Origin of the sequence: Streptomyces sp. YS-3 (assembly GCF_045257485.1) — a bacterium.
In the GTDB taxonomy this organism is placed as follows: Bacteria; Actinomycetota; Actinomycetes; order Streptomycetales; family Streptomycetaceae; genus Streptomyces.
Genome location: NZ_JBJHPC010000324.1, coordinates 1 through 8,323 on the forward strand (window position 1 = coordinate 1; position 8,323 = coordinate 8,323).

At 71.5% G+C, this 8,323-nt stretch carries 10 protein-coding genes; 3 read left to right on the forward strand and 7 right to left on the reverse strand.

Annotated elements, in window-relative coordinates; all coding sequences use genetic code 11:
- Positions 1–541, forward strand: a 541-nt coding sequence (locus tag ACJA3G_RS23585) for a PPA1309 family protein (RefSeq protein WP_406555028.1), incomplete at its 5' end; no start/stop codon positions are given.
- A gap of 51 nt (positions 542–592) precedes the next feature.
- Here the strand turns inward: ACJA3G_RS23585 and ACJA3G_RS23590 are convergent.
- The 4 genes from ACJA3G_RS23590 to ACJA3G_RS23605 form a co-directional block, all read right to left on the reverse strand.
- Entirely contained in the window at positions 593–1,681 is a 1,089-nt protein-coding gene (locus ACJA3G_RS23590) for a PDZ domain-containing protein (RefSeq protein WP_406555029.1), read from the reverse strand.
- A 108-nt stretch (positions 1,682–1,789) separates the two neighbouring features.
- Entirely contained in the window at positions 1,790–1,960 is a 171-nt protein-coding gene (locus tag ACJA3G_RS23595) for a hypothetical protein (protein WP_406555030.1), read from the reverse strand.
- Positions 1,961–2,172: 212 nt separating this feature from the next.
- A complete protein-coding gene (locus ACJA3G_RS23600; protein WP_406555031.1) occupies positions 2,173–2,634 on the reverse strand; it encodes a molybdenum cofactor biosynthesis protein MoaE in 462 nt (153 codons plus the stop codon).
- Between the two features lie 78 nt (positions 2,635–2,712).
- Positions 2,713–3,819 carry an SDR family oxidoreductase gene (locus ACJA3G_RS23605; protein ID WP_406555032.1) on the reverse strand — a complete coding sequence of 369 codons (1,107 nt, stop codon included), beginning with the start codon at positions 3,817–3,819 and terminating at the stop codon, positions 2,713–2,715.
- 189 nt (positions 3,820–4,008) lie between these two features.
- Between ACJA3G_RS23605 and ACJA3G_RS23610 the strand changes: the two genes are divergently transcribed.
- Entirely contained in the window at positions 4,009–5,451 is a 1,443-nt protein-coding gene (locus tag ACJA3G_RS23610; protein ID WP_406555033.1) for a zinc-dependent metalloprotease, read from the forward strand.
- The gene (locus ACJA3G_RS23615; RefSeq protein WP_406555034.1) at positions 5,448–5,969 is read left to right on the forward strand and encodes an NUDIX hydrolase; all 522 of its coding nucleotides are present in this window, start codon (positions 5,448–5,450) and stop codon (positions 5,967–5,969) included. Before ACJA3G_RS23610 ends, ACJA3G_RS23615 begins: the two co-directional genes overlap by 4 nt.
- Positions 5,970–6,056: 87 nt before the next feature.
- On the opposite strand, the gene ACJA3G_RS23620 is transcribed toward ACJA3G_RS23615, so the two are convergent.
- The 3 genes from ACJA3G_RS23620 to ACJA3G_RS23630 all read right to left on the reverse strand — a co-directional run.
- Complete coding sequence (locus tag ACJA3G_RS23620; protein ID WP_406555035.1) at positions 6,057–6,812, reverse strand: AIM24 family protein; 756 nt, start codon at positions 6,810–6,812, stop codon at positions 6,057–6,059.
- 17 nt (positions 6,813–6,829) lie between these two features.
- Positions 6,830–7,510, reverse strand: a complete 681-nt coding sequence (locus ACJA3G_RS23625) for an AIM24 family protein (protein WP_406555036.1) — start codon at positions 7,508–7,510, stop codon at positions 6,830–6,832.
- Between the two features lie 13 nt (positions 7,511–7,523).
- Positions 7,524–8,323: AIM24 family protein (locus tag ACJA3G_RS23630; RefSeq protein WP_406555037.1), on the reverse strand; the 800-nt coding region annotated here is incomplete at its 5' end.

An 8,323-nucleotide genomic window follows, 5' to 3' on the forward strand; every position in this document is an offset into this window, starting at 1 on the left:
CTCCGGCCCCCCGATGGCCGCGAGCCCCCTCACCCGCGCAGTGCTGGAAATCGACGAGTACGCCGCCGGTCTCGGCTGGGACCAGCCGGCCCGGCTGTTCGCCCTGGTCGACACCGTCAAGCTCCGTACCCAGGAGCCGGGGCTGGCCGCCCAGCTCGGCCTCGACCAGGGCGACACGGCCGCCCCGCTGACCCCGATCGAGCAGGACGAGATCCCGGCCGGCCAGGCCCTCGACGAGTTCCTGGGCACCATCGCCTGGCCGGACGCGGTGGTCGGCTGCGCGCTGACCGTGGAGCGCCTGATGCTGCCGCCGTCGGCCGAGACGTCCGTGCCCGAGGGCCTGAACGAGAAGCAGCTGGCGAAGTGGGTGGCCAAGCACCCCGACCGCCAGGAGGTCCGGATGACGGTCGCGGTCCTGCGCGACGGCGCCCGTGACTCGGCCGTACGGCTGCGCGAGAAGGACTCGCCGACCGAGGTGCTCACCGGCGCCGGCCTCGTCCCGGGCCTGGCCGAGGCGCTCGCCGCGACCTTCGCGGAGTAGCGGCGGGCCGTCCCGGGCGGCGCGCGTCCACGCGCGCGTGGACGCGGCCGGTCACTTCGCCGAGCAGCTCGGCAGACCGGCCGTGTCCCCCTTGCGGATCTTCTCCAGCGCCTTGGTGGCGTCGTCGATGGTGGAGACCTTCACCAGGGTGAGCCCGCCGGGGGTGTCCGAGGCCGCCGCGGCGCAGTTCTCGGTGGGCGTCAGGAAGTAGCGGGCGCCCGCGCCGCGCGCGCCGATCAGCTTCATCTCGATGCCGCCGATCGGGCCGACCTTGCCCGCGTCGTCGATCGTCCCCGTACCGGCGATGAACTTGCCGCCGGTCAGATCGCCGGGGGTGAGCTTGTCGACGATGCCGAGGGCGAACATCAGGCCCGCGCTCGGGCCGCCGACGTCGGCGAGCTTGATGTCGATGGAGAACGGGAAGGTGTGGTCCGTCCCGGCCTGGATGCCCACGATCGCCCGGTCGCCGTCCTTGGCCTTCTCCGTGGTGATGGTGACGTTCTCGCCGCCCTCGGGCTCCTTGCCCGCCTTCGCCGCCGCTGCCGCCTCCTTGGCCGGGACGACGGAGAAGACCACTTTCTGGCCGGGGCGGTGCTTGGTGACCAGCTTCGCCACGTCGGAGGGCTCCTTGACGGGCGAGCCGTCGACGGACCTGACCACATCGCCCGCGTGCAGCCTGTTCTCGGCCGGGCCGGCCTTGACCACGGACGCCACGACGACCCGGGACTTCACCGGGATCTTCAGCTCGTTGAGGGCCGCGACCTTGGCGCTCTCCTGCGACTGGCTGAACTCCTCGGCGTTCTCCTGCGAGGACTGCTCCTCGGTCTTGCCGTCCGGGTACAGCGTGTCGTGCGGTACGACCTTGTTGTCGTGGGCCAGCCAGCCGTAGACGGCCTCGACCAGGTTCATGTTGTAGTCCGCACCGGTGACCCTGACCGTGGTCATGTTGAGGTGACCGGTCGTGGGGTAGGTCTTGTGCCCGGAGATCTGCAGTACGGGCTCGCCGCGCGCCTCGCCGAGGGTGTTCACCGTGGGACCGGGCGACATCTCCGAGTAGGGCACTTTGATGAGGACGCCTGCGCAGAGCAGCGCGATCAGGATCAAGGTGGAGGCGAGCATCGTCGCGGTGCGGCGTGGCATGGAACGACAGTACGGGACGTGCCTGTCAGTGCACCGCCGGGGCCGGTCCGTACGGGGAGGGTGGACATCCGGGTACGTACCGAGGCGCGAGAGGCGCGCCGAAGAGGGTCAGACGGGCTCGGTTCCGGCCTGGGATTTCTCCATGGCTTCTCGGAACCGGCTGTAGCCGGCGAGTTCCGCGATGTCGCCGGTCGTGCGATTGCGGGCGGCCCAGCTCGCCCATATCGCCGCGCCGACAGCAGCGAAAAGCGGAATCAGCAGCCAGGTGAGAGCAGCCATTCCGTCCTCCCGTCCCCAGATGAGCTACCGCAACTGACAGATCAGCAGATTAACCATCTGCGAGATCAACGCTCGCGGCAGGGGTGCGGTTACGCAAATCGGGGCGGATCACCCCGACAGGGTTTCAGACAGCCCGACCGCACGGCCCGTTCACCCGTTGGGGGCGCGGTCCGCGATCGGCGGACGCCCGTCCGGCCCCCTGAACGACGGCGCTAGGCGCCGACCCATTCGTCCGTACCGTCCGAGAACTGCTGGTGCTTCCAGATCGGGACCTCGTGTTTCAGGTCGTCGATCAGCTTGCGGCAGGCCGCGAAGGCCTCCCCGCGGTGCGGACAGGAGACCGCCACCACGACCGCCAGATCGCCCACGGCCAGTTCGCCCACTCGGTGGACGGCGGCGAGCGCGCGGACCGGGAACTCGGCGACGACCTTGTCGGCCACTCGGCGCATCTCCGCCTCGGCCGTCGGATGGCACGAGTACCCGAGCGCCGCCACGTCGGCACCGCCGTCATGATCACGCACGGTGCCGACGAAGAGCGCGGTGCCGCCGGCCGAGGGGTCGCCCACGGCGCGGAACACCTCGTCCAGGGAGAGCGGGGTGTCACGGATCCCGAGCAGCCGGATCGGGTCGTCCGCCCCCTGCTCGCCGGGGTGCTCGTGCGAGGTCTGTGCCATGGGCCCATCGTGCCGTACCGCACTGACATCGCGGTATAGCTCTTTCACCCCGTCACCCGGGCTCCCCCTAGGAGGGTCCTACAGACCCCGGCGCTTACGGGCCCGGCGGATCGCCGCGGCGGCTCCCAGCAGGGCGACCGTCGCTCCGGCGGCCCCGGCGGCCGTCGCGTCCTTCCGGCCCAGCCGGCGGCCCGCCACGGTGTGTCGCCCGGCGGCCTCCTCCAGGAGCTCCGCGAGGACCTCCTCGTTGGTCCACTGGGGCCGCCAGCCCGCGTCGTGCAGCCGTCCGACGCTGACGACCCAGGGGTGCATGGTGTACGCCAGGTCGCCCGCCGGGGACGGGGTGAGCCCGATCCGGTGCAGCCGGGCGGCGGCGCCGAGCGCGACCGCCGAGGGCAGCTCCATCCGCCGGATGCCGCTGAGCTCCTCGACCTCCTCCTGTTCGAGCCATCCATCGCAGCCGACCGCGAACTCCCCGTCGACCTTGCCCAGCGCCGCGTACTCCAGGGCGCTGCACAGGTCCTCGACATGGCAGAACTGCCAGGTCGGACGGGATCCGGCGACCACCAGGAGGCGCGGCGACTCGAAGTACCGGGTGAGGGCGGTGTCAGTACCGCCCACCAGGACGGCGGGCCTTACCACCGTGACGTTGAGACCCGGGTGGGCACGCGGGGCGCGGCGGCCCAGCCGCTCGATCTCCAGCAGGTCACCGACGCCGGTGGCCTCGGCGGTGGCGCGCAGCTCGGCGTCCTCGGAGAGGGGGATGTCGTTGTCGGGCAGCGCCCCGTAGACCATGGCCGAGGTACACAGCACGACCCGGTGGACCCCGGCCGCCGCGGCGGCCGTGAGCACCGTCTGGGTGCCGCGTACGTTGTAGGCGGTGCGGGCCGCTGCGTCGGACTCCAGGTCGAGGTCGAGCGCCAGGTGCACGACGACGTCCGCGCCGCGCAGCTTCTCGGCGATCGCCGGGTCGCGTACGTCCAGGATGTGCCAGGTGGCCTCGGACACCTCGCCCCGGCGCTCGTCGATGGCGATGACCTGCTTGATCTCCTCGGACGCGGCGAGCCGCGCGGTGAGGAGCGCGCCGATCCCGGCCGCGGCACCGGTGACCGCGACGACGGGACCCCGCGCTGCGGAGGGGGAAGGGTTTCGCGCTGCGCGAACCTGCGGATCTGGGGAACTCACCGGGCGTCTCCAGCGGTTGTCTTCAGTACGTACACGAATGACGCGTACGGACCAGGTGACGTCCATCCTGCCGCAGGCCGAGAGTCGGCGGAGCACCGAGCCCTTATCCGGCGCGGATGTCTACGCTGGTGGTGTTGGTGGGCAGTCGCCGTCGGCAGGAGCCGGCGGCCCTAGGAGCCGAGGAAACCCGTGAGTGACAACCCATTCGGATTCGGCCTTCCGCCGGAGGAGCCGGAGAACGGCGACGAGGGCAAGGAGAAGGGCAAGGGCAACCAGGGCGGCCCGGCGAATCCCTTCGGGTTCGGCGGCGGGACCGGCGGCGCGGACAATCCGTTCGCGGCGATGTTCGGTTCGCTGAACCCGAACGACCTGGGAGCGGCCTTCCAGCAGCTCGGCCAGATGCTCAGCTACGAGGGCGGTCCCGTGAACTGGGACATGGCCAAGCAGATCGCGCGTCAGACGGTCGCCCAGGGCACCGCCGACGGCAGCAAGGACGCGAGCGTCGGCCCGGCCGAGCGCGCCGCCGTCGAGGAGGCCGTGCGCCTGGCCGACCTGTGGCTGGACGGGGCGACGTCGCTGCCCTCCGGCGCGTCCACGGCCGTGGCGTGGAGCCGCGCGGAGTGGGTCGAGGCGACCCAGCCCGCCTGGAAGGAGCTCGTCGACCCGGTCGCCGAGCGCGTCGGCGCGGCCATGGGCGGGGTGCTGCCCGAGGAGATGCAGGCCATGGCGGGCCCGCTGATCGGCATGATGCGCTCCATGGGCGGCGCCATGTTCGGCCAGCAGATCGGGCAGGCGGTGGGCGTCCTCGCGGGCGAGGTCGTCGGCTCGACCGACATCGGTCTTCCGCTGGGCCCGGCCGGCAAGGCCGCGCTGCTGCCGCTGAACATCGACGCGTTCGGCAAGGACCTGGGCGTCCCGAAGGACGAGGTCAGGCTCTACCTGGCCCTGCGTGAGGCGGCCCACCAGCGCCTCTTCGCCCATGTGCCGTGGCTGCGCTCGCACCTGTTCGGCGCGGTCGAGGGCTACGCGCGCGGGATCAAGGTCGACACGGCGAAGCTGGAGGACGCGGTCGGCCAGCTCGACGTGTCCAACCCCGAGCAGCTCCAGGAAGCTCTTCAGCAGGGCATGTTCCAGCCGGAGGACACTCCGGAGCAGAAGGTGGCCCTGGCTCGACTGGAGACGGCGCTCGCGCTGGTCGAGGGCTGGGTGGACGCGGTGGTGCACGAGGCCGCCAAGCCGCGGCTGACCTCGGCGGACGCCCTGCGCGAGACCCTGCGCAGGCGCCGCGCGACCGGCGGCCCCGCGGAGCAGACCTTCGCCACCCTGATCGGCCTCCAGCTGCGCCCGCGCCGGCTGCGGGACGCCTCGCGCCTGTGGGCCTCGCTCACGGACGCGCGCGGGGTCGACGGCCGCGACGGCCTGTGGGAGCACCCGGACATGCTGCCGACCGCCTCCGACCTGGACGACCCGGACGGCTTCGTCCACCGCGAGCAGCTGGACTTCTCGGAGCTCGACAAGATGCTCGGCGAGGCCGCCTCCCGCAGGGACGAGCCCCAGGACGGCCCCTCGGCCAAGGACGACGCGGCCAAGGGCGACAAGGACGACGAGGGCAAGGACGACAACGGCAAGTGAGCCTGTATGAAGACGCGGTCCTCGTACTGAAGACGTACGAGGACCAGCCCGAGCTGCGCCGGACCTACCTCGACCATCTCTCGGCGCACCCGGACGGCATGTGGAAGGCCTGCGAGGCCGGCCACCTCACGGCGAGCGCGCTGGTGATGGCCCCGGAGCGCGGGCAGGTGCTGCTGACGCTGCACCGCAAGCTCAACATGTGGCTGCAGATGGGCGGCCACTGCGAGCCGCAGGACGTCTCGCTGACGGCGGCTGCCCTGCGCGAGGCGACGGAGGAGTCCGGTGTGGCCGGTCTCACCCTGCTGCCGGGCGGACCGGTCCGGCTCGACCGGCACCCGATCCCCTCGCCGTGCAACTGGCACCTGGACGTCCAGTACGCGGCGCTGGCCCCGGCCGGGGCGGTCGAGGCGATCAGCGACGAGTCGCTGGACCTGCGCTGGTTCGGCTACGACGAGGTGGCCCGGGTCGCCGACGAATCCGTGGTGCGGCTGATGGAGGCCGCGCGGGCCCGGCTGTGACGGCCTGACCGGGGACAGGACCGGACCCGGGGAGTGAGCGGGTAAGGGGCGGTCGCCCATGGCGACCGCCCCTTACCGACGCCCCGGTCAGGTCCAGGCGTTGCCCTGGTTCTGCGCGTGGGCGCCCTGCTGGCCCATGCCGTACTGGGCCCGCAGGCCCTGGCCGATCACCGCGTTCTGCGGCGGCAGCACCTCGCTGGGCTGCACGAGCGCGAAGCCCTGGCCGAGGAAGCTGAGCTCCCAGCCCTCGCCCGTGTTGCCGCGCCGCCGCCACACGCCCGTGGAGTGCGTCTGCGCCTGCATCTGCACCCGCAGCGAGGTGGACCACGCCACGATCGCGTCCGCGTCGGCGTTGACGTACTTGTCCGGGGTGACCTGGAGCATCAGCGGCTGGCCGGAGGTCATCAGGACGACCTTGCCGGTGCCGGTGATGTTGAGCTGGAACTTGCCGGTGCCGGAGATGCCGTACTGGCTGTCCACGGCGACGACCTCGTAGTGCAGCGAGGAGTCCATGGCGAGGACGTAGCCGCTGTCCACGGTCAGTCCGTCCCGGTCCACGTCCACCACATGGACGTACTGCGCGAGGTTGGCGAGGTAGACGGTGCCCTGGCCGGAGACGCGCATCAGGTCCAGGCCCTCGCCGGTGCGCGCGTGGGCGTTCTGGTGGCCCCGCGACTGGTACTCGCCGTCGAACTCCATCAGCCCCTGGTAGGCGACCATCGAGCCCTTGCGGGCGAGGATGTCGTCGTGGCCGGTGAGCACCACGCGCAGCAACTGCGCGTTCTGCGCGCTGTAGCGCTCCTGGGACTGCTGCTCGGTGTAGCTGAAAAGCGGGCTCTGCATGGTGTTCTCGCTCCCCCTCAGCCCCGGGCCCGCAGGCGGTCGGTGCTGTCCTCACTCGGCTGTACGACGACGATCCCCTGGCCCGAGAAGGCCATCTGGTACGCCTCTCCGCTGCCCCGGCCGATCAGCGAGGACGCCTTGAAGCTGCGCTTGCCCTTCACCTTGAGGTTCGGGGACCACGCCACCAGGGCGTCGGGGTCGACGTACGTCTCGTCCTCGCCGCTGCCGCAGTCGACGACGACCGGCGTGCCGCGGGAGGTCAGGGCGACCCAGCCGGTGCCGGAGATCTTCACGTTGAACAGGCCCTGGCCGGCGAACTTGGCGAGGCCCTTGACCCGTTCGACGCCCCACTGGAGGCTCGCGTCGAAGGCGAGCACATTGGTGCCGTTGACGGACAGCGCGTCGTTGTTGAGCTGGACGACGACCACATTGGCCCCGTAGTCGGCGAGGTAGAGCAGTCCGTCGCCGGTGCACTTCATCAGCGGGGCGCCCTCGCCGGTGATCCAGTCACGGGCGATCTGACGCACGGCCGGCGGGTTCGGCTCGTACTGGATGAAGCCCTCGTAGGCGACCATCGAGCCCACGCGCGCGAAGAGGTCCTGCCCGGTGGCCATGGCCACCTTGAGCATGGCGCTGCCGTGGTTCTCCATCCGGGCGGTGACGGGGGCGGGGGCGTAGCCCGCGAGCTGCTGGTTCATGGTCCCGGCTCCCTCAGACCTCGTACGGCTGGACGACGATGAAGTTCCCGGGCGCGCCGCGGAACTGCAGGTTGACGGACTCGCCGCTGTGGCCGGGGTAGGCGTTGCGGCGCAGCCTGACCTGGCTGGAGACGATCACCTGCGAGGCGGACGACCAGGCCACGATGGCGTCGCTGTCCGCGAACGTGGTCGGGGTGACCGGCAGGACCACCGGGGTGCCGTGGGTCATCACCACGAGCGTGCCGGTGCCCTGGAACAGCATGGTGAACAGCGCGCCGCCGGGGATGCCGTGGCCCTCGATGCGGCGGACCTCGTACTGGAGGGACTCGTCGAACGCCAGGACGTGTTCGGCGGAGACGCAGATGCCGTCGCCCTGGAGCTCGATCGGGTGCAGATGGGCACTGTTCTCGGCGAGGAAGACCTGGCCGCGGCCACTGCAGCGCATCAGCTGCATCTCCTGGCCGGTCGCGTTGCCGACGATCCGGCCCGCGAACCCGGCGCCCTTGTAGCTGAAGTCGACCTTGCCCTGGTACATCACCATGCTGCCCTGGCGGGCCAGCACGGGCGCGCCGCCGGCGCCGAGGTCGACCCGGACGAGCTGCTTGTTCTGCGGGGTCCAGCGCTGTCCGGTGGGCAGCTCGCGGTACTGCTGGATGGCGCCCGCGAGACCGCCGCCGGACTGCGGCGTCCCGTGCTGCGGCATCTGCGGGGGAAGGCCGGGCTGCTGACCGTACGGGGCGGGCCCGCCATAGGGAGCCGGCTGACCGTAGGGCGCGGGCGCCATCCAGCAGTACCGCGAGCTGCCCACCGGAC

Bases quoted from the DNA above. Each gene is read 5' to 3' on its own strand.
- ACJA3G_RS23590 (WP_406555029.1), bottom strand. From the start codon at position 1,681: ATGCCACGCCGCACCGCGACGATGCTCGCCTCCACCTTGATCCTGATC.
- ACJA3G_RS23595 (WP_406555030.1), bottom strand. From the start codon at position 1,960: ATGGCTGCTCTCACCTGGCTGCTGATTCCGCTTTTCGCTGCTGTCGGC.
- ACJA3G_RS23600 (WP_406555031.1), bottom strand. From the start codon at position 2,634: ATGGCACAGACCTCGCACGAGCACCCCGGCGAGCAGGGGGCGGACGAC.
- ACJA3G_RS23620 (WP_406555035.1), bottom strand. From the start codon at position 6,812: ATGCAGAGCCCGCTTTTCAGCTACACCGAGCAGCAGTCCCAGGAGCGC.
- ACJA3G_RS23625 (WP_406555036.1), bottom strand. From the start codon at position 7,510: ATGAACCAGCAGCTCGCGGGCTACGCCCCCGCCCCCGTCACCGCCCGG.